General features: G+C 60.8%; 21 protein-coding genes and 2 tRNA genes. 17 read left to right on the top strand and 6 right to left on the bottom strand.

The genetic code is table 11. The features are described 5' to 3' along the window. Positions 1-227 precede the first annotated feature (227 nt). Positions 228-1478 carry a ribonucleotide-diphosphate reductase subunit beta gene (locus BLO50_RS09465; RefSeq protein ID WP_090251759.1) on the bottom strand — a complete coding sequence of 417 codons (1251 nt, stop codon included), beginning with the start codon at positions 1476-1478 and terminating at the stop codon, positions 228-230. Between the two features lie 401 nt (positions 1479-1879). Then, entirely contained in the window at positions 1880-4786 is a 2907-nt protein-coding gene (locus BLO50_RS09470; RefSeq protein WP_090251763.1) for a ribonucleoside-diphosphate reductase subunit alpha, read from the bottom strand. Positions 4787-5502: 716 nt separating this feature from the next. Between BLO50_RS09470 and BLO50_RS09475 the strand changes: the two genes are divergently transcribed. Both BLO50_RS09475 and BLO50_RS09480 read left to right on the top strand, forming a co-directional pair. After that, positions 5503-6225, top strand: a complete 723-nt coding sequence (locus BLO50_RS09475) for a response regulator (protein ID WP_090251766.1) — start codon at positions 5503-5505, stop codon at positions 6223-6225. A 10-nt stretch (positions 6226-6235) separates the two neighbouring features. Next, on the top strand, positions 6236-7837 hold the full coding sequence (locus BLO50_RS09480) for an ATP-binding protein (protein ID WP_090251768.1): 1602 nt from the start codon (positions 6236-6238) through the stop codon (positions 7835-7837). A gap of 179 nt (positions 7838-8016) precedes the next feature. On the opposite strand, the gene BLO50_RS09485 is transcribed toward BLO50_RS09480, so the two are convergent. The 4 genes from BLO50_RS09485 to minC all read right to left on the bottom strand — a co-directional run bounded on the left by BLO50_RS09485 (position 8017) and on the right by minC (position 10592). Then, positions 8017-8652: an RluA family pseudouridine synthase gene (locus BLO50_RS09485; RefSeq protein ID WP_090251771.1), complete on the bottom strand. Its 636-nt coding sequence runs from the start codon at positions 8650-8652 to the stop codon at positions 8017-8019. Between the two features lie 56 nt (positions 8653-8708). Continuing rightward, positions 8709-8963, bottom strand: a complete 255-nt coding sequence (gene minE, locus BLO50_RS09490) for a cell division topological specificity factor MinE (RefSeq protein ID WP_025165363.1) — start codon at positions 8961-8963, stop codon at positions 8709-8711. Continuing rightward, the gene (gene minD / locus BLO50_RS09495) at positions 8960-9775 is read right to left on the bottom strand and encodes a septum site-determining protein MinD (protein ID WP_090251774.1); all 816 of its coding nucleotides are present in this window, start codon (positions 9773-9775) and stop codon (positions 8960-8962) included. Before minD ends, minE begins: the two co-directional genes overlap by 4 nt. 91 nt (positions 9776-9866) lie before the next feature. Further along, positions 9867-10592, bottom strand: a complete 726-nt coding sequence (minC, locus tag BLO50_RS09500; protein ID WP_090251776.1) for a septum site-determining protein MinC — start codon at positions 10590-10592, stop codon at positions 9867-9869. 158 nt (positions 10593-10750) lie between these two features. Between minC and BLO50_RS09505 the strand changes: the two genes are divergently transcribed. From BLO50_RS09505 to BLO50_RS09575, 15 genes are all read left to right on the top strand, one after another. After that, on the top strand, positions 10751-11677 hold the full coding sequence (locus tag BLO50_RS09505; protein ID WP_090251779.1) for a lipid A biosynthesis lauroyl acyltransferase: 927 nt from the start codon (positions 10751-10753) through the stop codon (positions 11675-11677). Positions 11678-11790: 113 nt separating this feature from the next. Continuing rightward, on the top strand, positions 11791-12996 hold the full coding sequence (locus BLO50_RS09510; RefSeq protein ID WP_090251781.1) for a patatin-like phospholipase family protein: 1206 nt from the start codon (positions 11791-11793) through the stop codon (positions 12994-12996). A gap of 266 nt (positions 12997-13262) precedes the next feature. Next, the gene (locus BLO50_RS09515) at positions 13263-14498 is read left to right on the top strand and encodes an aspartate aminotransferase family protein (RefSeq protein WP_090251783.1); all 1236 of its coding nucleotides are present in this window, start codon (positions 13263-13265) and stop codon (positions 14496-14498) included. 174 nt (positions 14499-14672) lie between these two features. Beyond that, complete coding sequence (gene aruF / locus BLO50_RS09520) at positions 14673-15689, top strand: arginine/ornithine succinyltransferase subunit alpha (RefSeq protein ID WP_090251785.1); 1017 nt, start codon at positions 14673-14675, stop codon at positions 15687-15689. Between the two features lie 11 nt (positions 15690-15700). After that, a complete protein-coding gene (gene astA / locus BLO50_RS09525) occupies positions 15701-16717 on the top strand; it encodes an arginine N-succinyltransferase (RefSeq protein WP_090251788.1) in 1017 nt (338 codons plus the stop codon). 75 nt (positions 16718-16792) lie between these two features. After that, the gene (astD, locus tag BLO50_RS09530) at positions 16793-18256 is read left to right on the top strand and encodes a succinylglutamate-semialdehyde dehydrogenase (RefSeq protein WP_090251790.1); all 1464 of its coding nucleotides are present in this window, start codon (positions 16793-16795) and stop codon (positions 18254-18256) included. Next, positions 18253-19602 carry an N-succinylarginine dihydrolase gene (gene astB / locus BLO50_RS09535; protein WP_090251793.1) on the top strand — a complete coding sequence of 450 codons (1350 nt, stop codon included), beginning with the start codon at positions 18253-18255 and terminating at the stop codon, positions 19600-19602. Before astD ends, astB begins: the two co-directional genes overlap by 4 nt. Positions 19603-19618: 16 nt before the next feature. After that, positions 19619-19906, top strand: a complete 288-nt coding sequence (locus tag BLO50_RS09540) for a topoisomerase II (protein WP_090251796.1) — start codon at positions 19619-19621, stop codon at positions 19904-19906. Positions 19907-19916: 10 nt separating this feature from the next. Continuing rightward, positions 19917-20927 carry a succinylglutamate desuccinylase gene (gene astE / locus BLO50_RS09545; protein ID WP_090251798.1) on the top strand — a complete coding sequence of 337 codons (1011 nt, stop codon included), beginning with the start codon at positions 19917-19919 and terminating at the stop codon, positions 20925-20927. A 114-nt stretch (positions 20928-21041) separates the two neighbouring features. Continuing rightward, positions 21042-22046, top strand: coding sequence for a low-specificity L-threonine aldolase (gene ltaE / locus BLO50_RS09550; RefSeq protein WP_090251801.1), 1005 nt, complete (start codon positions 21042-21044; stop codon positions 22044-22046). A gap of 121 nt (positions 22047-22167) precedes the next feature. Then, entirely contained in the window at positions 22168-24792 is a 2625-nt protein-coding gene (gene alaS / locus BLO50_RS09555) for an alanine--tRNA ligase (protein WP_090251803.1), read from the top strand. Between the two features lie 114 nt (positions 24793-24906). Next, positions 24907-26145, top strand: a complete 1239-nt coding sequence (locus BLO50_RS09560; RefSeq protein WP_090251806.1) for an aspartate kinase — start codon at positions 24907-24909, stop codon at positions 26143-26145. Between the two features lie 187 nt (positions 26146-26332). Next, positions 26333-26518 (top strand): carbon storage regulator CsrA, encoded by a 186-nt coding sequence (csrA, locus tag BLO50_RS09565; RefSeq protein ID WP_025165378.1) that lies wholly within the window; start codon positions 26333-26335, stop codon positions 26516-26518. Positions 26519-26580: 62 nt separating this feature from the next. After that, positions 26581-26671, top strand: a tRNA-Ser gene (locus tag BLO50_RS09570). Positions 26672-26723: 52 nt separating this feature from the next. After that, positions 26724-26800: transfer RNA gene (locus BLO50_RS09575), tRNA-Arg, on the top strand. Positions 26801-26817 lie beyond the last annotated feature (17 nt).

Below are 26817 nucleotides of genomic sequence, written 5' to 3' on the forward strand. Positions count from 1 at the left end.
CAGGGGGAGAGCAGTTTGTTATAGTTGTATGGCTGTGTTTCGCAGTAGTGGTGATCTGTTATCCATCGCGTTTGCCTAAGGTTGACGGTCAAGATTTTTCCGGAAGTTTCTTCATTCCGAGTTCAAAAAAAAGCCCCGCACTAGGCAGGGCTTTTGATCTTGCTGATCGCCACCCCAAACATTAACTTCAGGTAAAGCGCTCTAATCTCTTTAGTGAGTGACTGGAATCAATCCCAGCTCAACGCCCCACCAGTCTGATACTCAATAACCCGTGTTTCGAAGAAGTTCTTCTCCTTCTTCAGGTCCATGATTTCCGACATCCATGGGAACGGGTTAGATGTACCTGGGTACTCTTCCTTCAAACCAATCTGGGTCAGACGACGGTTGGCGATAAATTTGAGGTAGTCCTCCATCATCGCCGCGTTCATGCCCAGTACGCCGCGCGGCATGGTGTCGCGTGCGTATTCGATTTCCAGTTGGGTGCCCTGGAGGATCATCTGGGTGGCTTCGTCTTTGAGCTGGGCATCCCACAGGTGCGGGTTTTCGATCTTGATCTGGTTGATCACGTCGATACCGAAGTTCAAGTGCATGGACTCGTCACGCAGGATGTACTGGAACTGCTCGGCCACGCCGGTCATCTTGTTGCGGCGACCCATGGAGAGGATCTGGGTGAAGCCGCAATAGAAGAAGATGCCTTCCAGTACGCAGTAGTAGGCGATCAGGTTGCGCAGCAGTTCTTTGTCGGTCTCGACCGTGCCGGTGTTGAAGGTCGGGTCGGAGATCGAACGGGTGTACTTGAGGCCCCAGCTGGCTTTCTTCGCGACCGATGGAATCTCGTGGTACATGTTGAAGATCGCGCCTTCATCCATGCCCAGCGATTCGATGCAGTACTGGTAGGCGTGGGTGTGGATTGCCTCTTCGAAGGTCTGGCGCAGGATGTACTGGCGGCACTCCGGGTTGGTGATCAGGCGGTACACGGCCAGGGCCAGGTTGTTGGCAACCAGGCTGTCGGCGGTGGAGAAGAAGCCGAGGTTGCGCATAACGATGCGGCGCTCGTCGTCGGTCAGGCCGTCCGGAGTTTTCCACAACGCGATGTCCGCGTTCATGTTCACTTCCTGCGGCATCCAGTGGTTGGCGCAACCATCCAGATACTTCTGCCAGGCCCAGTCGTACTTGAAGGGTACGAGCTGGTTGAGGTCGGCGCGGCAGTTGATCATGCGTTTTTCGTCAACGGCTACGCGCGCGGCGGTGCCTTCCAGCTCGGCCAGGCCTTCGGCGATGTCGAGTTGGTCGAGCGAGGCTTTGGCGCGGGCCACGGCGTCGCTGTCGTCAGCGGCCACGGCGCGGGCTTCAACGGCGGCAGCACCGCCCACCTGGTCGAGTTTGTCGATGCTCATGTCTGCCAGTTGGGCAGAGGCTTTATTGGCTACAACGGCGTCGGCGCCGTCTTCCTTGTCAAATTCATCCCAGCTCAGCATGGCTTGGCTCCTGCTTGCGGGCCGGTGAAATAACCGGCCTGTATGGATATACAGATATTTCTGATTATGTTCCGTTGCGTATCGCGCGCAAGGTTAAAACGGGTACCGCTGGTCGGGGTGGCTCTAATGACTGGCCGTTGCCCCGAAGCCCACGCCGGGTAGGGCGGGGGTTGGTAATAAGTGGGAGAGCTTTTGCCCTCTCCCTAACCCTCTCCCGCAAGCGGGCGAGGGGACTGAACGTGTTGCTTTTACTTTTGCTCGACGTTCAAGCGTGTAGCTGAGCGAGTAGTCGCTAGGCACCTGCTGGAGTGGAGCCCCTGAGCGTACGCATGTACGTGATGGGGGCCGCTCCGGCAGGTAACGCCGCGAATGCCGCTCAGATCCGCGCGTTGCCGAACACCTTACTGGCAGGCTTCGCAGTCTGGTTCATCGATCGCACAGGCTTTTGGTACTGGAGCTGGGCCTGCGCTCATTTCCACTTCCGGGGCCTTGGCCGGTGCTGCGCTCAGGCCTTCGCTGCCACCACTGGACACGGCGTTCAGCTTGCCGGTGTTGATGGTGGACTTCTCGGTGCTGGTCGCGGCCAGGGCACGGAGGTAGTAGGTGGTTTTCAGGCCACGGTACCAAGCCATGCGGTAGGTCACGTCGAGCTTCTTGCCCGAGGCACCGGCGATGTACAGGTTCAGCGACTGCGCCTGGTCGATCCACTTCTGGCGACGGCTGGCGGCATCGACGATCCACTTGGTATCGACTTCAAACGCGGTGGCGTAGAGGTCTTTCAGCTCTTGCGGGATGCGCTCGATCTGCTGCACGGAACCGTCGTAGTACTTGAGGTCGTTGATCATCACCGAGTCCCACAGGCCGCGGGCTTTGAGGTCGCGAACCAGGTACGGGTTGATCACGGTGAATTCGCCCGAGAGGTTCGATTTCACATAGAGGTTCTGGTAGGTCGGTTCGATCGACTGCGATACGCCGGTGATGTTGGCGATGGTAGCGGTCGGTGCGATGGCCATGATGTTGGAGTTACGAATGCCTTTCTGCACACGGGCACGCACTGGAGCCCAGTCCAGGGACTCGGTCAGGTCAACGTCGATGTACTTCTGGCCGCGCTGCTCGATCAGGATCTGCTGCGAGTCGAGCGGCAGGATGCCCTTGCTCCACAGCGAACCTTCGAAGGTGGAGTAGGCGCCGCGCTCGTCGGCCAGGTCACAGGAGGCCTGGATGGCGTAGTAGCTAACCGCTTCCATCGACTTGTCGGCAAATTCCACGGCGGCATCGGAGCCGTACGGGATGTGCTGCAGGTACAGCGCGTCCTGGAAGCCCATGATGCCGAGGCCAACCGGGCGGTGCTTGAAGTTGGAGTTACGCGCCTGCGGTACCGAGTAGTAGTTGATGTCGATAACGTTATCGAGCATGCGCACGGCGACCTTGATGGTCTTTTCCAGCTTGGCGGTGTCCAGCTTGCCGTCGACGATGTGGTTTGGCAGGTTCACGGAACCCAGGTTGCACACGGCGATTTCGTCGGCGTTGGTGTTCAGGGTGATCTCGGTGCACAGGTTCGAGCTGTGTACCACGCCCACATGCTGCTGCGGGCTGCGCAGGTTGCATGGGTCTTTGAAGGTCAGCCATGGGTGGCCGGTTTCGAACAGCATCGAGAGCATCTTGCGCCACAGGTCTTTGGCCTGGATGGTCTTGAACAGCTTGATCTTGCCGCCGTACTGGGTCAGGGCTTCGTAGTACTCGTAGCGCTCTTCGAAGGCTTTACCAGTTAGGTCGTGCAGGTCTGGCACTTCGGACGGGCTGAACAGGGTCCACTGGCCGTCATCGAACACGCGCTTCATGAACAGGTCCGGGATCCAGTTGGCGGTGTTCATGTCGTGGGTGCGGCGACGGTCGTCACCGGTGTTCTTACGCAGCTCGATGAACTCTTCAATGTCCATGTGCCAGGTTTCCAGGTAGGCGCAGACCGCGCCTTTGCGCTTGCCGCCCTGGTTAACTGCAACTGCGGTGTCGTTGACCACTTTGAGGAACGGCACCACGCCTTGCGACTTGCCGTTGGTGCCTTTGATGTAGGCACCGAGGGCGCGTACTGGGGTCCAGTCGTTGCCCAGGCCGCCGGCAAATTTGGACAGCAGGGCGTTGTCGCGGATGGCGTCGTAGATGCCGCCCAGGTCGTCCGGTACGGTGGTCAGGTAGCAGCTGGAGAGCTGCGGACGCAGGGTGCCGGCGTTGAACAGGGTCGGCGTCGAGGCCATGTAGTCGAAGGACGACAACAGGTTGTAGAACTCGATGGCGCGGTCTTCTTTCTGCTTCTCTTCAATCGCCAGGCCCATGGCTACGCGCATGAAGAACACTTGCGGCAGTTCGAAGCGGGTGCCGTCCTTGTGAATGAAGTAGCGGTCGTAGAGGGTCTGCAGGCCCAGGTAGGTGAACTGCTGATCGCGCTCGTGGTTGATCGCTTTGCCGAGTTTTTCCAGGTCGAAGCTGGCCAGCACCGGGTTGAGCAGTTCGAACTCGATACCCTTGGCGATGTAAGCCGGCAGGGCCTTGGCGTACAGCTCGCTCATTTCGTGGTGGGTGGCGCTGGTGGCGACACCGAGGAAGCCCAGGCCTTCGGCGCGGATGTTGTCCATCAGCAGGCGCGCGGTGACGTAGCTGTAGTTCGGCTCACGCTCAACCAGGGTGCGTGCGGTCATCACCAGTGCGGTGCTGACGTCGCTTTGCGCTACGCCGTCGTAGAGGTTCTTCAGGGTTTCTTTCTGGATCAGCGCGCCGTCGACTTCCGCCAGGCCTTCGCAGGCTTCGGTAACGATGGTGTTGAGGCGGCCCATGTCCAGCGGCGCAACGGTGCCGTCGAGGTGGGTAACGCGAATGCTTGGGTGCGGCTCGGCAATATCGGCGGCGCCGGTCTTGCGCGCCTGGCTGCGCGATTCACGGTAGATCACGTAGTCGCGGGCGACTTTCTGCTCGCCGGAACGCATCAGGGCCAGTTCAACCTGGTCCTGGATTTCTTCGATGTGGATGGTGCCGCCGGACGGCATGCGGCGCTTGAAGGTGGCGGTGACCTGTTCGGTCAGACGCGCCACGGTTTCATGGATACGCGACGAGGCAGCTGCAGTGCCGCCTTCAACAGCGAGAAAGGCCTTGGTGATGGCAACGGTGATCTTGTCATCGGTGTACGGTACTACGGTGCCGTTACGCTTGATCACACGCAGTTGACCCGGCGCGGTGGCGCTCAGGCTCTGGTTGTCATCGTTAGCCTGCGGCGCATTGGCCTGCGGGTTCTCGCGGGAGGTGTCGGTGTGCATGAAAGTCTCCATGTTCTGTATTTATTAGTTAGACGCTTTGCCGTCGATCACTGTGGCTACTGCCATTCATTCCATTTCAACAATGCCATGGGCGCAGCCAGAGGCCGGGCACATGGGGACTTGCAAATTGGGCAGGGAAGGTACGACTAAAGCGCCTTCCTGGCTCAAGAGTCACACGTCAAGGCGCTTTTGGCGCCTCAACTACTACATCTAGTGGTGCAACCGCGTGTGCGGTCGCCGCTTTATTCATTTTCAGGCGCGCCAAGCGCTGCACTGAAGGGTGGCCTGCTGCGGTAGAGCAGGCGTACTGCAAAGGTCTTTCAGGCGACCGGTGACGGGCTGGGATCAGGCCGTGTGCGAGTCATTCTTCTTGTATCCGGTTGCCAAGCTAAACCCAACATGTGGTGGGTGTCGCGCGATTGGCATACAAGATAATGCGCTATCTGGGGTATTGCAAGGCGAGAGAGCAAGAACAACCTGTGGATAAGTTGTGGGTGAATTGTGGGTTAAACCGCGCGATCGACGGCAAGCCCGCATGCTTGCTGGGGTGTACCGTTCGTCGGTGTTGATTGGCCTATTTCTGCCGGTTGCCCAGACGTGGCCTATCTCTCAGCGTGATACTACATCTAGTGTTTTTACAGAAATGTGGCATGCGCTATGCAGTGCTCGGGGCATTGATACAATGCCGGCCGTTTCCGTGTTGGCAGGAGTCCGTTGTGGAGCAGCAGTCGTGGCACATTCTTATTGTCGAAGACGACCAGCGCCTGGCCGAGTTGACCCGTGAGTATCTGCAGGGCAATGGCCTGAATGTCGCCATCGAGATGGATGGTGCGAAGGCCGCTGCGCGCATTCTGCAAGAGCAGCCTGACCTGGTGATTCTCGACCTGATGTTGCCGGGCGAAGATGGCTTGTCGATCTGCCGCAAGGTCCGTGGGCAATACGACGGGCCGATCCTGATGCTGACCGCGCGTACCGACGACATGGATCAGGTGCTGGGCCTGGAAATGGGCGCCGATGATTACGTCTGCAAACCGGTGCGCCCGCGTGTGCTGCTGGCACGTATCCGCGCGCTGCTGCGCCGTCATGAGGGCAGTGAAGTGCAGGCGCCGAGTGAGCGCCGGCGTTTGCAGTTCGGTCCGCTGGTGATCGACAGCGCCATGCGTGAAGCGTGGCTCGGTGAGCAGAGCATCGAATTGACCAGTGCCGAGTTCGACCTGCTGTGGTTATTGACCTCCAACGCCGGGCGGATTCTCTCGCGCGAGGAAATCTTCAACGCCCTGCGCGGCATCGAATACGACGGCCAGGACCGCTCCATCGACGTGCGCATTTCACGCATTCGCCCGAAAATCGGTGACGATCCTATGCACCCACGGCTGATCAAGACTGTGCGCAGCAAGGGCTATCTGTTTGTGGCCGAAGCGGCTGAAGCACTGACATGAAGTCGCTGGCATGAACTCAATCTTCCTGCGCATTTATGGCGGCATGCTCGCGGTGCTAGTGCTCGTCGCGCTGCTCGGCGTCGGTGCGCTGCAGCTGCTCAACGAAGTGCGGGTCGATCAATACCGTGAGCGCCTGGCACAGGGTACCTTCCGCCTGATGGCCGATAACCTCGCGCCGATGGTCGACATCGAGCGGCGTCGCGCCGTGACGGTGTGGGGGCGCTTGCTCGGCATTCCACTGCGCATCGAGGCGCTGGAGGGTGCCGGGCTGGACAGCGGCGCGCGCAACAGCCTGCGCCGTGGTCAGGTGGTGGTGCACCAGACCGGTCCGCATGAGGCGCGCATATTTAGCCAGCTGGACGGGAAGCCGCTGCTGCTGATTGCCGACGTGCAGCAGGTCAGTGAGCAGCTCGCGCGTGCCACCAGCTTTCTGTTGATCGACGAGCTGGTGCGCTATCCCTGGGATGAGCAGCCGCGACGGCTGGCCGCGTTGAAACAGGACAAACAGTTCGGTTTTGACCTGCGCCTGGTGCGCCTCGACCAAGCTGACCTCGACCCTGACCAGCGCCGCCGCGTGGATGAAGGCGATACGGTGATGGCCCTGGGCCGGGGCGGTGACAGCATTCATGTGTTCTCCGGCATCGTCGACACGCCCTGGGTGCTGGAAATCGGCCCGCTGTATCAGATGAACCCGTATCCGGCGCAATGGCTGGTGCTGATTGGCGCCCTGGGCTTGAACCTGATCGGGCTGATGGTTTACCTGCTGGTGCGGCCTCTTGAGCAACGCCTGAGTGATCTGGAAGGCGCGGCTACACGCATCGCCAGTGGCCGTTTGGATGCCCGTGTGCCAACCCGAGGCAGTGATTCGGTGGGGCGCCTGGCGGCAGCTTTTAACGCCATGGCCGAGCACCTGCAGCGCTCCCTGAGCATTCAGCGTGAAATGGTCCGTGCGGTGTCCCATGAGCTGCGCACGCCGGTGGCGCGGCTGCGCTTTGGCTTGGAGATGATCGGCGACGCGGAAACCGATACGGCGCGACGTAAATATATGGAGGGCATGGACAGCGATATCCAGGACCTCGACAAGCTGGTCGACGAGATGCTCACCTACGCGCGCCTGGAGCAGGGCGCGCCGGCGCTGAACTTCCAGCCGGTCGATTTGAACGAACTGATTGATCAGGTGATCACCGAGCTGGCGCCGCTGCGCGCCAGCGTGCGGGTCGAACACGGTCCTTCGCGTAATGCGTTGGATGGTGGCGGTGCGCAGGTTGAAGCCGAGTTGCGCTACCTGCACCGCGCCCTGCAAAACCTGGTGAGCAACGCTATGCGCCATGCCGAATCGCGGGTGCGCGTGAGTTACCACGTGGGTCAGCAGCGTTGTCGCCTGGATGTCGAAGATGACGGCCCGGGCGTACCGGAAGAGGCCTGGGAACACATCTTTACGCCATTCCTGCGCCTGGATGACAGCCGCACCCGCGCCTCGGGTGGGCATGGCCTGGGCCTGTCCATCGTGCGGCGGATCACCTACTGGCACGGCGGTCGCGCGCAGATCAGTCGCAGCGAAGAACTGGGCGGGGCCTGTTTTAGTTTGATCTGGCCGCGCAAGCAGGGCTGAGAGTCCGTCGACGATCTGCTGAGCGTCGGCCCTGCTGCGTTAAAAACCGGCTCGGAATGCTCATGTACAAAAGTACACTCCGCTTCCTCGCCTGTTTTTGCCTTGCAGGGCTCTAGCTCGCGAGATCTTGAATAAGTTCTAAGCGCTGGGCGCTTGTTTTTGATGCGGTGCTTGGCGCGTCAGAACGGCGCGGGACACTCGAAGCGCATGCGCTCGCCCGTTTGTGGGTGGGTCAGGCTGAGCATGCTGGCGTGCAAGCACAGGCGCGGGTAAGCGGCCAGGGCTTGTTCATGGGCATACAGGCCGTCACCGAGCAGCGGGTGGCCGATGGACAGCATGTGCACGCGCAGCTGGTGCGAGCGACCGGTGATGGGCGTGAGTTCGACGCGGCAATGTTCGGCGTGGCGTTCCAGCACCTTCCAGTAGGTCAGGGCATGTTTGCCCTGCTCGTGGTCGACCACGTGGCGCGGCTTGGTCGGCGGGTCGTAGCGCAGTGGAAGGTCGATACTGCCGCTGTCCAGTGCGGGTTGGCCCCAGCACAGGGCGGTGTAGGCCTTTTCGGTTTCGCGGTCATGGAACTGCCGGGACAGCTCGCGATGGCTGTCGGCGTCGCGCGCCAGGACGATAATCCCCGAGGTTTCCCAGTCCAGGCGATGGACGATGCGCGCTTCCGGGTATCCGTTTTCCTGCAGGCGGGTGACCAGGCAATCGCGGTTATCCTCGGCGCGGCCGGGCACCGAGAGCAGCAGGGTGGGCTTGTTGATCACCAGTAGGGCGGCGTCCTGGTGGAGAATTTCGACATTCGACAGCGGCATGGGTTTTCCACAAATAGAAACGGCGGCCTGGGCCGCCGTTGCATGCTCTGAACCAATTAACGGTCGGGGAGCGTGATGTTGAGTTCCAGAATGGAACAGCTGCCCTGGTTTTCCAGTGCAACCTGTACTTGATCCGAGTCGATATTGACGTACTTGCGAATCACCTCGACCAGTTCTTGCTGCAGGGCCGGCAGGTAGTCCGGCTGGCTGCGCTGGCCGCGCTCGTGGGCGACGATGATTTGCAGACGCTCTTTCGCAATGGACGCGGTGGTTTCTTTCTTGCGCTCACGAAAGAAGTCAAAAATGTTCATTCACGACCTCCAAACAGGCGTTGCATGAATCCCTTCTTCTGCACATCGAGGAACCGATGTGCCACTTCCTTGCCCAGCAGGCGGTCAACCGCGTCGCTGTAAGCCTGGCCTGCATCGCTCTGGTCATCGAGGATCACCGGCACGCCCTGGTTCGAGGCCTTGAGTACGGCTTGCGATTCCGGGATCACGCCGAGCAGGCGGATGGCGAGGATTTCTTCGACGTCTTCCACGCCCAGCATTTCGCCTTTGACCACGCGCTCAGGGTTGTAGCGGGTCAGCAGCAGGTGTTCCTTGATCGGCTCTTCGCCCTTCTCGGCGCGGCGCGATTTGCTGGCCAGCAGGCCGAGCATGCGGTCGGAGTCACGTACCGAGGAGACTTCCGGGTTGGTCACGACAATCGCTTCATCGGCGAAGTACATGGCCAGGTGCGCGCCTTTTTCGATACCGGCCGGCGAATCGCAGACCACGTATTCGAAATTTTCGCGCAGCTCGTTGATGATTTTTTCAACGCCTTCCTGAGTCAGGGCGTCTTTGTCACGGGTCTGGCTGGCGGCCAGCACGTAGAGATTTTCCAGGCGCTTGTCTTTGATCAGGGCCTGGGTGAGGGTCGCTTCGCCGTTCACAACGTTGACGAAGTCGTACACCACACGGCGTTCGCAGCCCATGATCAGGTCAAGGTTACGCAGGCCGACGTCGAAATCGACGATGACAGTCTTGTGCCCGCGCAGGGCGAGACCGGTACCGATGGCAGCGCTGGTGGTGGTTTTACCGACGCCACCTTTGCCGGACGTAACAACGAGGATCTTGGCCAAGGTGATTCACCCTAAAGTGTAGAGAAAACGCAGGTTCCGTGGCCTATTCAGGCGTCCGGCTGCCCTGTTTGAAAAGTGGCGGCAGTATCCGTTAAAGGCGGGTGATGTTCAACACGTCACCCGACAGGCTGACATGCACCGCTTCGCCCCAGAGCGGGTCGCGGCGCAAGTCTTCGGCCACCTTGTACTGGCCGGCGATGGACAGCAGCTCTGCGCCCATCTGCTGGCAGAAGATCCGCGCCTTGAGATTGCCCTTGATCCCGGCCAGTGCTCGGCCGCGCATCGGGGCGTACACATGGATGTTGCCATCGGCGAGAAGTTCCGCGCCGGCGCTGACCGGGGCCAGGACGATCAGGTCGCGGCCCTGGGCGTACACCTGTTGGCCGCCGCGTACCGGGCTGGTGATGATCTTGCTTGGTTTAAATTCGGGTTCAGCGGGCTTTTCCGGTTTTGGCGGGGCCAGATCAATCAACCGTTCGCGTGCGCCGGAGGGCGGCAGTACGGGTAAATCCAGGGCTTCGGCGGCGGCGATATCGGCCTCACGGTTGGCGCGGATCGCCAGCGTGCGCAGGCCGTGCTTGCGGCAGACCGCCATCAGCTCCGCCAGGTCGAGCATGCCTTCGCCTTCGGGCAGCTTGTCCAGGGCTAGCACCAGCGGGGTGTTGCTGAAGAAGGCCGGGGCTTGGGCAACTTTTTCGCTGAGCTGCTGGTCGAGGCGGGCGAGGTCGTTGTGCGCCAGCTCCATCACGGTGATGGCCAGCATGCTGCCTTTAAGCTGGAATACGGGGTCTTGCGCGAGGAGATCAGCTTGGCTCATGGTCTGCCTGATACGGCCCTTGTTTAGAAACTGGGGGAAAAGTAAGCCGGACTTATAGCGATAACGCCGCGCGCTCGCAAGTTGCGCGCCGCGAAACCAGGCGCCGGACAAACTCCTGATAGAATGCCGCGCTTTATTGCGTGCCTCGGACCTGTGTTATGGATCGCCCTGTATTTCGCGCTTATTTCCTGCATCCCCGCTTCTGGCCCCTATGGCTAGGCCTGGGCCTGCTGTGGCTGATTGCGCAGCTGCCTTACACGGTGCTGCTGCGGCTGGGGCGTTGCCTGGGCGGTGTGATGTACCGCCTGGCCAGCTCGCGGCGCAAGATTGCCGCGCGCAACCTGGAGCTGTGCTTCCCGCAGATGTCCGCCGCCGAGCGCGAGGCGCTGTTAAAGGAAAACTTTGCTTCCACCGGCATCACCTTTTTTGAAATGGCCATTGCTTGGTGGTGGCCCGCTGAGCGCCTGCGTCGCTTGGGCACTATTGAGGGCTTGGAGCATCTTCGCCAGGCCAAAGCCGACGGGCAGGGCGTAATCCTCATGGCGCTGCATTTCACCACGCTGGAAATGGGCGGCGGCCTGCTTGGCATGGCTCAGAACATGTACGGCATGTACCGCCCGCACAAGAATCCGCTGTTTGACTACGTGCAGCGTCGCGGCCGCGAGCAGCGCCTGCTCGGGGTGATTGGTCGTGATGATGTGCGCGGCATGCTCAAGCTGCTGCGTGCCGGCGGGGTGGTCTGGTATGCGCCTGATCAGGATTACGGCGCCCAGCGTAGTGTGTTTGTGCCGCTGTTCGGTGTGCCGGCGGCCACTGTCACCGCCACTAGCAAGTTCGCCCGCATGGGCCGCGCGCAGGTGATTCCTTTTACCCAGCAGCGTTTGCCCGATGGCCAAGGCTATCGCCTGGTGATTCATCCGCCGTTGGCGGATTTCCCAACCGACAGCGAAGAGGCCGACTGCCTGCGCGTCAATCAGTGGATCGAGCAGGCGATCAGTGCCTGCCCCGAGCAGTATCTATGGGCGCACCGACGCTTCAAGACGCGGCCCGAAGGCGAGCCGAAGCTCTATAAGAAGAAACGTTAGGGCCGCCATCCAATTGGCGGGTTGTGCGCTGAGGTGAGGTTTCTTGGCGTTGGGTTGTTCCGTGTGCGCCTGAGTGGCTCCTATACTGGCTGAAAAATAATAGGAAACAGCCTATGCCGCTCACTGCTTCAACCAATCAGCCGGTTACCGGGCTGATCCTTTCCGGCGGTGGCGCCCGGGCGGCCTATCAGGTTGGTGTGTTGTCGGCGATTGCCGACTTGCTGCCCAACGCCGCGCACAATCCCTTTCCGGTTATCGTCGGTACTTCGGCCGGTGCCATCAATGCGGTGGGGTTGGCCTGCGGCGCGTTGCACTTCACCGAAGCCGTGCGCCGGCTGACCAGCGTTTGGCAGGGCTTTCATACCCATCAGGTGTACCGCAGCGATTGGCCGGGCGTATTGCGCCAGGCCAGTCGTTTTATTGGCCACAGCATGCTCGGGTTGGGTGGTCAGGTGCCGGTGGCGCTGCTCGACAGCGCGCCGCTGGCCGATCTGCTCGGGCGTGAGCTGGATTTCAGTGGGATTGCCGCCGCCGTTCGCCATCGGCAGCTGCGCGCGGTGGCGGTGACGGCGTTTGGTTATGAGACCGGCCAGGCCGTGACCTTTTACCAAGGCCGCGCCGCTATCGACCCCTGGTTCCGCCATCGGCGTGTCGGTGTGCCAACCCGCCTGGCCCTTGAGCACCTGCTGGCCAGTGCCTCGATTCCGCTGATATTTCCGCCGGTGAAAATCAATCGTGAATACTTCGGCGACGGTGCGGTGCGCCAGTCCGCGCCGATCAGTCCGGCCTTGCACCTGGGGGCGACGCGGGTGCTTGTGGTCGGGGTCAGTGGCAATCCGGCGGCTGGGCCACAGGCTCAGGTGCCGGTGGTGCGGTCACAGCAGAACCGACCACCAAGCCTGGCGCAGATCAGTGGGCATATGCTCAACAGTACCTTTATTGACAATTTAGAAAGCGATATCGAGCTGCTTGAGCGGCTTAATCAGATGGGGCGGCTGATCCCCGCCGAAAATCACCCGCGTGGCCTGGGGCTCAAGCCGGTGGATGTGCTGGTGATTTCCCCCAGTCAGCCGCTGGACCTGATTGCCGCGCGCCATCGCCATGAACTGCCCAAGGCGTTGCGCCTGTTTCTGCGTGGCCCGGGGGCGACCAAGGCCAGCGGTGCCGGGGTGCTGAGTTACCTGCTGTTCGAACCGGGTTACTGCAACGAGCTGATCGAGCTGGGTTATCAGGACGCCATGGCGCAGAAAGCCCGTTTGATCGAGTTTCTCTGTCTGGACAGTCCGCCGGTACCAGCAGTGATTCCGGTAACAGCCTAGCCAGGCCATCACTCTTGTTTTATTCCGGCTGCCTGGGCGGCCAAATTCCTTTTCCGCGCGGCCGAGAAAACCGCGCCAAGGCCGGTGGCTGCATTTAAACTGCGCCTTCCCGATGCTTTCTGTCGCATTTGCGAAAGCAGCGGATTTCCTCGGGTTGGCGCTATAAGAAGTTGTCGCATGGCGGCAATGCCGACCCCGGATCAGTCCCTACAATCCTTCACATCGCCTGCTATTGAATGCAGGTGTTCCTCGTCAGGAGAGCTCAGATGTCCGTTCAGCACGACCCGGTGAATCGTCACCCGGTACAACGCGCCGATTTCGACCAAGTGATGGTGCCTAACTACGCACCCGCTGCCTTTATCCCAGTACGTGGCGCCGGTTCGCGCGTATGGGATCAAAGCGGTCGCGAGCTGATCGACTTTGCCGGCGGCATTGCCGTCAACGTGCTGGGTCACGCTCATCCGGCGCTGGTCAAGGCGCTCACTGAGCAGGCCGGCAACCTCTGGCACGTATCCAACGTGTTCACCAACGAGCCGGCCCTGCGCCTGGCCAAGAAGCTGATCGACGCTACTTTCGCGGATCGCGTGTTCTTCTGTAACTCCGGCGCCGAAGCCAACGAGGCCGCCTTCAAGCTGGCCCGTCGCGTGGCGTTCGATAAGTTCGGCGAAGACAAGTGCGAGATCATCGCCGCGACCAACAGCTTCCACGGTCGCACCCTGTTTACCGTCAGCGTCGGCGGTCAGCCGAAGTATTCCGACGGTTTCGGCCCGAAGATTCAGGGCATCAGCCACATTCCGTATAACGATATCGACGCGCTGAAGGCCGCGGTATCCGACAAGACCTGCGCCGTGGTGCTTGAGCCGATTCAGGGCGAAGGCGGCGTGCTGCCGGCTGACCTGGCTTACCTGCAAGCGGCCCGTGAATTGTGTGACCAGCACAATGCGCTGCTGGTGTTTGACGAAGTGCAGAGCGGCATGGGCCGCAGTGGCGCGCTGTTCGCCTATCAGCATTACGGCGTGACTCCGGACATCCTCTCCAGCGCCAAGAGCCTGGGCGGTGGTTTCCCGATTGGCGCGATGCTGACCACCGAAGCACTGGCCAAACACTTGGCCGTTGGCACCCACGGCACCACCTACGGCGGCAATCCGCTGGCCTGTGCGGTCGGTGAGGCGGTGATCGACACCATCAACACGCCTGAAGTACTCGACGGGGTGAAGGCCAAGCATCTGCGCTTCAAAACCAAGCTGGAGCAGATTGGCCAGCAGTACGGCGTGTTCAGCGAAGTACGCGGCCTTGGTCTGCTGATTGGTGCGGTGCTGTCCGATGCCTGGAAGGGCAAGGCCAAGGCAATTCTCGACGCCGCTGCGGTGGAAGGCGTAATGGTGCTGCAGGCCAGCCCCGACGTGGTGCGTTTCGCCCCGAGCCTGGTGGTGGAAGACGCCGATATCGATGAAGGTCTGGCGCGTTTGGAACGTGCTGTGGCCAAGCTGACCCAAGCCTGATTGCCGGCCTGGCCTGCCGTTATACTGTGGATCAGGCTGTGCCCGCTCGACCCACGGATGGGTTGAGCTAACAGCAAGGAAGCCTGTCTCTGTGTGTGCCGCAGCGTTGGTTGCGGTTTTCTCTAGGCCGCCCGGTTTGGGCAGCTTGGAGCTTTTATCAAAAGGAGTGGCACCATGCTGGTGATGCGCCCCGCGCAAATGGCCGACCTCACTGAAGTGCAGCGTCTCGCCGCGGACAGCCCGGTTGGTGTGACTTCACTGCCGGACGACAGCGATCGTCTGCGCGAAAAGATCGCCGCGTCGGAGGCCTCGTTCTCCGCCGAAGTCAGCTTCAACGGTGAAGAAAGTTACTTCTTTGTGCTGGAAGACAGCGAGAGCGGTCGCCTAGTCGGCTGCTCCGGCATCGTCGCTTCGGCCGGCTACTCCGAGCCGTTTTACAGCTTTCGCAACGAAACCTTTGTGCACAACTCCCGCGAGCTGAAGATCCACAACAAGATCCACGTACTCTCGCTGTGCCACGACCTTACCGGCAACAGTCTGCTGACCAGCTTCTACGTCGAACGGCCGTTGGTGAACACCGCCTGGTCGGAACTTAATTCCCGTGGCCGTTTGCTGTTTCTCGCCAATCACCCGGAGCGCTTTGCCGATGCGGTGGTGGTGGAGATTGTCGGCTACAGCGATGAAGGCGGTGATTCGCCGTTTTGGGATGCTGTGGGGCGCAACTTCTTCGACATGAACTACACCGAGGCCGAGCGCCTGTGTGGGTTGAAGAGCCGCACCTTCCTCGCTGAGTTGATGCCGCATTACCCGATCTACGTGCCGCTGCTGCCGGATGAGGCGCAGGAAGCCATGGGCCAGGTGCATCCTCGGGCGCAGATCAGCTTCGACATTCTGATGCGCGAAGGCTTTGAAACTGACCACTACATCGACATTTTCGATGGTGGCCCGACTCTGCACGCGCGCACGTCGGGCATTCGCTCGATTGCCCAGAGCCGTGTAGTGCCGGTGCGTATCGGTGAGCCTGGCAAAGGCGGGCGGCCGTATCTGGTCAGCAACGGTCAGCTGCAGGATTTCCGCGCGATTGTCGCGGAGCTGGATTGGGTGCCGGGTAAGCCGGTCACCCTGAGTGTTGCGGCCGCCGAGGCCCTGGGCGTCGGCGAAGGCGTCAGCGTACGCCTGGTTGCGGTTTAAGGAGTTAGCGCATGATCGTTCGTCCCGTCCGCAGCACCGATCTGCCGGCTCTGTTTCAGCTGGCCCGCAGCACCGGCGCAGGCCTGACTACCTTGCCGGCCAACGAGGAGCGTTTGGCGCACCGCGTGGGCTGGGCCGAGAAAACCTTCCGTGGTGAAGCCGCGCGTGCCGATGCCGACTACCTGTTCGTGCTCGAAGACGACAGCGGTGAAGTGGTGGGTATCTCGGCTGTTGCAGGTGCCGTTGGCCTGCGCGAGCCCTGGTACAACTACCGGGTCGGCTTGACCGTCAGCGCCTCGCAGGAGCTGAACATCCACCGGCAGATACCCACTCTGTTCCTGGCCAACGACCTGACCGGCAACTCCGAGCTGTGCTCGCTGTTTCTGCGCAGCGACCAGCGCAGCGGTCTGAATGGCCGGCTGTTGTCGAAGGCGCGCTTTCTGTTTATCGCCGAATTCCGCGAGCTGTTCGGCGACAAGGTGATTGCCGAGATGCGCGGCATGTCCGATGAGCAGGGCCGTTCACCGTTCTGGGAAAGCCTGGGCCGGCACTTCTTCAAGATGGAGTTCAGCCAGGCTGACTACCTCACCGGGGTGGGCAACAAAGCCTTTATCGCCGAGCTGATGCCCAAGTTTCCGCTCTATACCTGCTTCCTCTCCGAGGATGCGCGCAACATCATCGGCCGCGTCCACCCGGACACCGAGCCGGCGCTGGCCATGCTCAAGGGTGAGGGTTTCAGCTACCAGGGCTATGTCGACATCTTCGACGCCGGTCCGGCCATCGAGGCCGAAACCGCGAAAATTCGCGCCGTGCAGGACAGTCAGGTATTGGTGCTGGCCGTCGGCACCCCGGGCGATGACGCGCCGCAGTTTCTGATCCACAACCGCAAGCGCGAGGCCTGCCGGATTACTGCCGCACCGGCGCGTTTGGCCGCAGGCACTCTGGTGGTCGATGCGCAAACCGCCAAGCGCCTGCAGCTGTCGGCGGGCGACCAGGTGCGTGCCGTCGCGGTTTCCGCTCGCGGCTAAAGCCGAGCGCCGTTGTTTCAATTTGCTGATCCGGTGCAAGCCGGGTCGATACCTTGCTGGGAGTGATAAAACAAAATGAGCACTCATTACATTGCCGGTGCCTGGCACGCAGGCCAGGGTGAAGCCCTGGAATCGCTCAACCCGGTCAGCCAGGAAGCCATCTGGCAAGGTCAGGCGGCCAGCGCCGCACAGGTTGACGCTGCCGTAGAGGCCGCGCGTGCTGCATTCCCCGCCTGGGCCTCGCGCTCGCTGGATGAACGCATCGCCGTGCTCGAACAGTTTGCCGCCACCCTGAAAGGCCATGCCGACGCCTTGGGCCACTGCATCGGTGAAGAAACCGGCAAGCCGCTGTGGGAAACCGCCACCGAAGTCACCAGCATGGTCAACAAGGTTGCCATCTCGATCCAGAGCTACCGCGAGCGTACCGGTGAGAAGAGCGGCCCGCTGGCCGACGCCACCGCCGTGCTGCGGCACAAGCCGCATGGCGTGGTGGCGGTGTTTGGCCCGTACAACTTCCCCGGTCACCTGCCTAACGGCCATATCGTGCCGGCGCTGCTGGCGGGTAACTGCGTGGTGTTCAAGCCTAGTGAGCTGACTCCGAAAGTCGCCGAGCTGACCGTTAAATGCTGGATCGAAGCCGGCTTGCCGGCAGGCGTGCTCAACCTGGTGCAAGGTGCGCGCGATACCGGTGTGGCGTTGGCTGCGCATGACGGTATCGACGGCCTGTTCTTCACTGGCTCCAGCCGTACCGGCAACCTGCTGCACAACCAGTTTGCCGGTCGCCCGGACAAGATCCTCGCCCTGGAAATGGGCGGCAATAACCCGCTGGTGGTCGATCAGGTCGCTGATCTCAACGCAGCTGTGTACACCATCATTCAGTCAGCATTTATCTCCGCCGGCCAGCGTTGCACCTGTGCGCGCCGTCTGCTGGTGCCGCAAGGTGCCTGGGGCGATAGCCTGCTGGAACGTCTGGTGGAGGTTGCTGCAAGCATCAAGGTCGGCAGTTTCGACGCTCAGCCTGCGCCCTTTATGGGCTCGGTGATTTCCCTGGCCGCCGCGCAGCACCTGATCAAGGCGCAGCAGCATCTGCTGACCCAGGGCGCCAAGCCGCTGCTGGAAATGACCCAGCCGCTGGCCGGTGCCGCCTTGCTCACCCCGGGTATCATCGATGTGACTGAGGTCGCCAATCGTCCGGATGAGGAGTTCTTCGGCCCGCTGCTGCAGGTGATTCGCTACGCCGATTTCGATGCGGCTATCGTTGAGGCCAACAACACCCAATACGGCCTTGCTGCTGGCCTGCTGTCGGACTCCAAGGCGCGCTACGAGCAGTTCTGGCTGCAAAGCCGCGCCGGTATCGTCAACTGGAACAAACAGCTGACCGGTGCGGCCAGTACCGCGCCATTCGGCGGTGTGGGCGCCTCTGGTAACCACCGCGCCAGTGCCTATTACGCAGCCGATTATTGCGCCTACCCGGTGGCCTCGCTGGAATCCGACAGCCTGAGCCTGCCCGCCACCCTGACCCCCGGAGTAAGTCTGTGAGCAACTCATTTGAAGTGAATTTTGATGGGCTGGTCGGGCCGACTCACAACTACGGTGGCCTGTCCTACGGCAACGTCGCCTCGCAGAGCAACAGCCAGGCGGCGTCCAACCCGAAGGAAGCCGCCAAGCAGGGCCTGGCCAAGATGAAGGCCCTGATGGAAATGGGCTTCAAGCAGGGCGTACTGGCCCCGCAGGAACGCCCGAATGTCGCCGTGCTGCGCAGCCTGGGTTTTACCGGCACTGACGCGCAGGTGATCCAGAAGGCCGCGAAAGACGCCATGCCGCTGCTGGTCGCCAGCTGCTCGGCCTCCAGTATGTGGACGGCCAACGCCTGCACTGTCAGCCCGAGTGCCGATACTGCGGACGGTCGCGTGCATTTCACCGCCGCCAACCTCAACTGCAAATTCCACCGCTCGATCGAACACCCGACCACCAGTCGCGTGCTCGGTGCGATGTTCGCCAATGAGCAGCACTTCGCTCACCACGCGGCGTTGCCGGCAGTCGGTCAGTTCGGTGATGAAGGCGCGGCCAACCACACGCGCTTCTGCAAAGGCTACGGCGATGCCGGTGTGGAGTTCTTCGTCTTTGGCCGCAGCGCCTTCGACAGCCGCTTCCCGGCCCCGCAGCGCTACCCGGCGCGGCAAACCCTGGAAGCTTCGCAGGCGGTTGCCCGTCTGCATGGCCTGAGCGATGAGGGCGTGGTCTACGCCCAGCAATCTCCAGCGGTGATCGATCAGGGTGTGTTCCACAACGACGTGATCGCCGTGGGCAATGGCGAGGTGCTGTTTTATCACCAGGACGCCTTCCTCGAAACCGACAAGGTGCTGGCTGAGCTGAGCGATAAGCTCGCCCGCCGTGGCGGCAACTTCCAGGCGGTGTGCGTGCCGCGTGATGCGGTGACGGTGGAGGATGCGGTCAAGTCCTACCTGTTCAACAGCCAGCTGCTCAACCGCGCCGAGGGCGGCATGCTGCTGATCGTGCCGGAAGAGTGCCGCAACAACAGCAATGTCTGGCGCTACCTGGAGCAACTGACAAGCGGTAATGGGCCGATTCGCGAGGTCAAGGTGTTCGACCTCAAGCAGAGCATGCAGAACGGCGGTGGCCCGGCGTGCCTGCGCCTGCGCGTGGCGCTCAAGGAACACGAGCTGGCAGCGGTCAATCAGGGCGTGATCATGACCCCGGCCCTGCATGACAGCCTCAATGTCTGGGTCGACAAGCACTACCGTGATCGCCTGAGCGAAAACGACCTGGCTGACCCACAATTGTTGAACGAATGCCGTGCGGCCTTGGACGAACTGACGCAGATCCTTAAACTGGGCGCGGTTTATCCATTCCAATTAGCTTGATTGAGTATTTATTACCATGTCCGACGCCCTGCAACTGATCCTCGAAGACACTGACGGCACCCAGCTGGAAACCTCCTGCACGCGTTTTGCCGTGATCTGGCAGGGCCAGGAAATCTGGTTCCAGCAGGTTGGCAACAACCAGCTGATGATCGGTGTAGACGTGGAGGAGGGCGCTGCCGAATACGCCAACCTGCTGCTGCGCCCGCTGGCCACCAACCTGGTCAGCCTGGAGCTGGAAATGGAAGCCGCTGGCCTGGACGAAGACGACGATCACGTGCACGGCCCTGACTGCAACCACGATTGAGGAAACGCCCATGCTTGCCCTCGGCAAACTGCTTGAACTGACCCTGGCCGGCCACGAACCGGCAGCGAAGATTCAGCTGACTCCCGAGGGCACGCGTTTGCGTTGGCTGGCCGAAGGCGCGTTGGAAATAACGCCGCCGGTGGCCAGCGACAATGGCCTGGACCTGCTGCTGTCAGCTGGCATCCATGGCAATGAAACCGCACCGATCGAATTGCTTGACCGCCTGCTGCAGAGCATTGCCCGCAGTCAGCTGAAGCCGCGAGCGCGCATTCTCTTTCTGTTCGGTAATCCTGCCGCCATGCGCAGCGGCGAGCGTTATATCGAGCAGGACATCAACCGCCTGTTCAATGGCCGTCACGATCAGCACACCGGTGCCGAAGCGTTGCGTGCCTGTGACTTGGAGCATCTGGCCGCTGCCTTTTTCAGCAAGCCGGAGCGCACCCGTCTGCACTACGACCTGCACACCGCCATTCGCGCGTCGAAGATCGAGCAGTTCGCCCTTTACCCGTTTCAGGAAGGCCGCCCGCGCAGTCAGCGTGAACTGGCGCGCCTGAGCGCTGCCGGGATTGAGGCGGTGTTGCTGCACAACAAGAGTTCGATCACTTTCAGCGCCTACACCTATACCCAGCTTGGGGCGGAAGCCTTCACCCTAGAACTGGGCAAGGCACGGCCGTTTGGGCAGAACGAACTGGTCAACCTCGACCTGCTCGAACTGCATCTGCAGGCCCTTATCGAAGGCCGCGAGCCCGAAGGTTCCACTGATGATCTGGGCGAGCTCAAGTTATTTGCCGTAGCGCGCGAAGTTATCAAGCACAGCGACGCCTTCAAGCTGCACTTGCCGGCCGATATCGAGAACTTCAGCGAACTGCCGATTGGCTACCTGCTGGCCGAGGATCTGGCCGACACCCGCTGGGTGGTAAGTGAGCCGGGTGCCCGCATCATTTTCCCCAATCCCAAGGTCAAGAACGGCCTGCGCGCCGGTATCCTTGTAGTCCCCGCCGAAGACGTGCAGTTGGCTTGAGTTCACTCGGCTGGCTCGTAATCTGTCCTGCGTTTTCTCGCCTGATCTGTACCTTGTTTGCCTTTTGGGCGCGCTTTAGCATCGGGCTTTAGCCTTATCTAAGGATTGCCCGCCATGCCCGTTATCGACCTGCGCAGCGACACCGTCACTCAGCCGACTCCAGGCATGCGCGAGGCCATGCAAGCCGCCGAGCTTGGCGATGACGTGTATGGCGAAGACCCTACGGTCAACCGTCTAGAGCTGTATCTGGCCGCTGAGCTCGGTTTCGAGGCTGCGTTGTTCGTGCCGACTGGCACCATGAGTAATCTGCTTGGGCTGATGGCTCATTGCGCACGCGGCGACGAATATATCGTCGGTCAGCAGGCGCACACCTATAAATACGAAGGCGGCGGCGCCGCGGTGCTTGGCTCGATCCAGCCGCAGCCGATCGATGGCGAAGCCGATGGCTCGCTGGACCTGGCCAAGGTCGAAGTAGCAATCAAGCAGGATGATTTCCACTTCGCCCGCACCCGCCTGCTTGCGCTGGAAAACACCATGCAGGGCAAGGTACTGCCGCAGGCCTATCTGCAATCGGCACGCGAGCTGACGACGCGACGCGGCTTGGCCCTGCATCTGGACGGCGCGCGGTTGTATAACGCGGCAGTCAAATTAGGTGTGCCGGCGCGGGAGATCACCCAATACTTCGATTCGGTGTCTGTGTGCCTGTCCAAGGGCCTCGGCGCGCCAATTGGCTCGGTGCTGTGCGGCTCAGCCGAGCTGATCGGCAGGGCGCGGCGTTTGCGCAAAATGGTCGGTGGCGGTATGCGTCAGGCCGGCATGCTCGCCGCGGCCGGCTTGTATGCCTTGCAAAATCAGGTAGCGCGCCTGGCCGAGGACCACGCCAACGCCGAGCGCTTGGCCGCAGGCCTGCGTGAGTTGGGTTATGTGGTGGAGCCTGTGCAGACCAATATGGTCTACGCCCAGGTGGGCGAGCAGGCCGGTGCGTTGAAGGCCTTCTGTGCAGAGCGCGGGATCAAACTCACTGCTGCGCCGCGGCTACGCATGGTGACTCACCTGGATATCTCCACTGCGGATATCGATCAGGTGGTCGCAGCCTTCGCCGACTTTCGCCGGAATTGATTGTTTTGGAGCGATGAATAGTCGCTCTCTATCAATAAAGGCACTAGCCCCCTAGCGCAGGCCCGATATAATGCGGCCCTTTGCCGGCTTTGTCGTGGCCGCTGGTTTTTGGAAGATTCCTATGAAAAGCGCAGAAATCCGTGAAGCCTTCCTCAGCTTCTTCGAACAGAAGGGACACACCCGTGTCGCCTCCAGCTCCCTGATTCCGGGCAATGACCCGACCCTGTTGTTCACCAACGCGGGGATGAACCAGTTCAAGGATTGCTTCCTCGGCCTGGAAAAGCGTGCCTATACCCGCGCCGCCACCAGCCAGAAGTGCGTGCGTGCTGGCGGCAAGCACAACGACCTGGAAAACGTCGGCTACACCGCGCGTCACCACACATTCTTCGAAATGCTCGGCAACTTCAGCTTTGGCGACTATTTCAAGCGCGACGCCATTCACTTCGCCTGGGAGTTCCTCACCGGCGAAAACTGGTTGAACCTGCCCAAGGAAAAATTGTGGGTCACCGTCTACGCCACCGACGATGAAGCCTTTGATATCTGGAACAAGGAAATCGGCATTCCTGTCGAGCGCATGATCCGCATCGGCGACAACAAAGGTGCGCCGTACGCGTCCGACAACTTCTGGACCATGGGCGACACAGGCCCGTGCGGTCCGTGCACCGAGATTTTCTTCGATCACGGCGATCACATCTGGGGCGGCCCACCCGGCTCGCCAGAAGAAGACGGTGATCGTTACATCGAAATCTGGAACAACGTGTTCATGCAGTTCAACCGCACCGCTGACGGCGTATTGCACCCGCTGCCGGCACCGAGCGTGGACACCGGCATGGGCCTGGAACGCATCAGTGCCGTGCTGCAACACGTCAATTCGAACTACGAGATTGACCTGTTCCAGAGCCTGTTGAACGCGGCGGCCCAGGCCATCGGTTGCGCCAACGAAGCCCAGGCATCGCTGAAAGTGGTGGCTGACCATATCCGCTCGTGCGGCTTCCTGATCGCCGACGGCGTGACACCGTCCAACGAAGGCCGTGGCTACGTGCTACGACGCATCATCCGCCGCGCCTGCCGTCACGGTAACAAGCTGGGCGCCAAGGGCAGCTTCTTCTACCAGATCTTTGCTGCACTGGCGGCCGAGATGGGCGATGCCTTCCCGGAACTGAAGCAGCAGCAGGCGCATATCGAGCGCGTGCTGAAAACCGAAGAAGAGCAGTTCGCCAAGACCCTGGAGCAGGGCTTGAAAATTCTTGAACAAGACTTGGCCGAGCTGAAAGGCACGGTGATTCCGGGTGAAGTGATCTTCAAGTTGTACGACACCTTCGGCTTCCCGATGGACCTCACCGGCGACATCGCCCGTGAGCGCGAACTGACTCTGGATGAAGAAGGTTTCGAGCGCGAAATGCAGGCGCAGCGCGAGCGCGCTCGTTCTGCCAGCGCGTTCGGCATGGACTACAACAGCCTGGTCAAAGTTGACAGTGACACCGCGTTCCTTGGCTACCAGGGCACCAGCGGCAGCGGCAAGATCATTGCGCTGTTCAAGGCCGGTCAAGCGGTCGACAGCCTGAGCGAAGGTGAGGAGGGCGTTGTGGTCCTCGACCAGACGCCGTTTTACGCCGAATCCGGTGGTCAAGTGGGTGACTGCGGCTTCCTTGAAGGCGCTGGCGTGCGTTTCGATGTGCGCGATACCACCAAGGCTGGCGGCGCATTCCTGCACCACGGCGTTGCGGTCAAAGGCGGCTTGAGCGTCGGCACCTCGGTCAAGGCCGAAGTGGACGCCAGCGTGCGTCAGGCCACTGCACTCAACCATTCGGCTACCCACTTGCTGCATGCGGCGCTGCGTCAGGTGCTGGGCGAGCACGTGACCCAGAAGGGTTCTCTGGTCGACAGTCAGCGTCTGCGTTTTGACTTCAGCCACTTTGAGGCGATCTCTCCAGCGCAACTGAAAGAGCTGGAAACCATCGTCAATCGCGAAGTGCGCGGCAACAGCGAAGTTGAAACCCTGGAAACCGACATAGAAACCGCCAAGGCCAAAGGTGCCATGGCGCTGTTCGGTGAAAAATACGGCGATCAGGTACGCGTGCTGAGCATGGGCGGTGACTTCTCCGTTGAGCTGTGCGGCGGCACTCACGTCAAGCGCACTGGCGATATCGGCCTGTTCAAGATCACCAGCGAAAGCGGTGTGGCAGCTGGCGTGCGTCGAATTGAAGCGGTTACTGGTGCGGCAGCCTTTGCTTACCTGAACGGCGCGGAAGAGCAGCTGAAAGAAGCCGCGGCGCTGGTCAAAGGCAGTCGCGACAACCTGCTGGACAAGCTCGCCGGTGTGCTGGAGCGCAACCGTCAGCTGGAAAAAGAACTGGAGCAGCTCAAGGCTAAGGCCGCCAGCGCTGCCGGCAACGACCTGGCCGGTTCCGCTGTCGACGTCAAAGGAATCAAGGTGCTGACGGCGCGTCTCGACGGTCTGGACGGTAAGGCATTGCTGGCGATGGTCGACCAGTTGAAGAATAAGCTCGGCAGCGCGGTGATCCTGCTCGGCGGCGTGCAGGACGACAAGGTCGTGCTGGTGGCTGGCGTGACCCAGGATCTGACCGCCAAGCTGAAGGCCGGCGAGCTGATGAAGCAGGCAGCTGCTGCTGTTGGCGGTAAAGGTGGCGGCCGTCCGGACATGGCCCAAGGTGGTGGTGTCGATGCGGCTGCACTGGATGGTGCGTTGGCGCTGGCCGTTACTTTTGCTGAGCAAGGTCTGTAAGTACCGGATTGCTTGAGTGTACAGAGCAAGGCCCGGTATACGCCCGGCGGGCCTTGGCAGGGTATTGAGTTATCTGTTTAATGGGCGCCCTTCACGGGCTGAGGCGGCTTTGAAATGGCTTTGATCGTACAGAAATTTGGCGGCACCTCCGTCGGCACTGTTGAGCGTATTCAGCAGGTGGCCGCGAAGGTGAAGAAATTCCGCGAAAACGGCGATGACATTGTGGTTGTGGTTTCCGCCATGAGCGGTGAAACCAATCGCCTGATCGATCTGGCCAAACAGGTCAGTGATGGTCAGCCGGTACCGCGTGAACTCGACGTGATGGTCTCTACCGGCGAGCAGGTGACGATTGCCCTGCTGGCCATGGCGCTGATCAAGATTGGCGTGCCGGCGGTGTCCTATACCGGCAACCAGGTGCGCATCCTGACTGACAGCGCGCACAACAAAGCGCGCATCCTGCAGATCGACGACCAGAAACTGCGTGCCGACCTCAAGGCTGGGCGTGTGGTTGTAGTCGCGGGTTTCCAGGGTGTCGACGAGCACGGCAACATCACCACGCTGGGGCGTGGCGGTTCCGACACCACGGGTGTGGCGCTGGCTGCTGCGCTGAAGGCCGATGAGTGCCAGATTTACACCGACGTTGATGGCGTATACACCACTGACCCTCGTGTTGTGCCACAGGCTCAGCGTCTGGAAAAAATCACCTTCGAAGAGATGCTGGAAATGGCCAGCCTCGGTTCCAAGGTGCTGCAGATTCGTTCGGTGGAATTCGCCGGCAAGTACAACGTCCCGCTGCGCGTGCTGCACAGCTTCCAAGAGGGGCCAGGCACCCTCATTACCCTTGATGAAGAGGAATCCATGGAACAGCCGATCATCTCCGGCATCGCTTTCAATCGCGACGAAGCCAAGCTGACCATCCGTGGCGTACCGGACATCCCGGGCGTGGCGTTCAAAATTCTCGGCCCGATCAGTGCTGCGAACATTGAAGTGGACATGATCGTGCAGAACGTTTCGCACGATAACACCACTGACTTCACCTTCACCGTACACCGCAATGACTACACCGCGGCGTTCGAGGTGCTGGAGAACACGGCTCGCGAACTGGGTGCACGTGAAGTTATCGGTGACACCAAGATTGCCAAAGTGTCCATTGTTGGTGTTGGCATGCGTTCCCACGCCGGCGTAGCCAGCCGCATGTTCGAGGCGCTGGCCAAGGAAAATATCAATATCCAGATGATCTCCACCTCGGAGATCAAAGTCTCCGTGGTAATCGAAGAGAAATATCTGGAGTTGGCAGTGCGCGCCCTGCACACTGCTTTTGAACTGGATGCTCCGGCCCGACAGGGCGACTGAGGCATTATCCGAAAGGCGCGGTTTATCCCGCGCCTTTCGTCTTTTTGGTTGGCATGAGCAGGAACTTTCTTTCTGCTCACACTGGTCAATACTTGGGTGAAGGCTCTGCTTGAGATGTTCGGGGCTGCCACCATTTTATTTTTGCAGACTGCTGTTGTCCTGAACTGAAATCCGTAAGGAGAAAGGAATGCTGATTCTGACTCGCCGGGTCGGAGAGACCCTGATGGTGGGTGACGAAGTCACTGTCACCGTGTTGGGCGTTAAAGGTAATCAGGTGCGCATTGGCGTTAACGCGCCTAAAGAGGTAGCTGTGCACCGCGAAGAAATTTACCAGCGCATCCAGAAAGAGAAAGGCGAAGAACCAAGCCACTAATTTTTATCGAAATTTTGGCTTTGCAAACGGGGAAAACATGGTTATCATGCGCCCCGTGTTGCGGAGAGGTGGCCGAGTGGCCGAAGGCGCTCCCCTGCTAAGGGAGTACATCTCAAAAGGGTGTCGGGGGTTCGAATCCCCCCTTCTCCGCCATTATTTAGTGCTGTAGGCGTTGATTTAGAAGTCTGCAGCGCAAGCGTTACATGCACTCATAGCTCAGCTGGATAGAGTACTCGGCTACGAACCGAGCGGTCGGAGGTTCGAATCCTCCTGAGTGCACCAACTTGAAATGGCTTGCA

The organism is Pseudomonas peli (assembly GCF_900099645.1).
Taxonomy (GTDB): domain Bacteria; phylum Pseudomonadota; class Gammaproteobacteria; order Pseudomonadales; family Pseudomonadaceae; genus Aquipseudomonas; species Aquipseudomonas peli.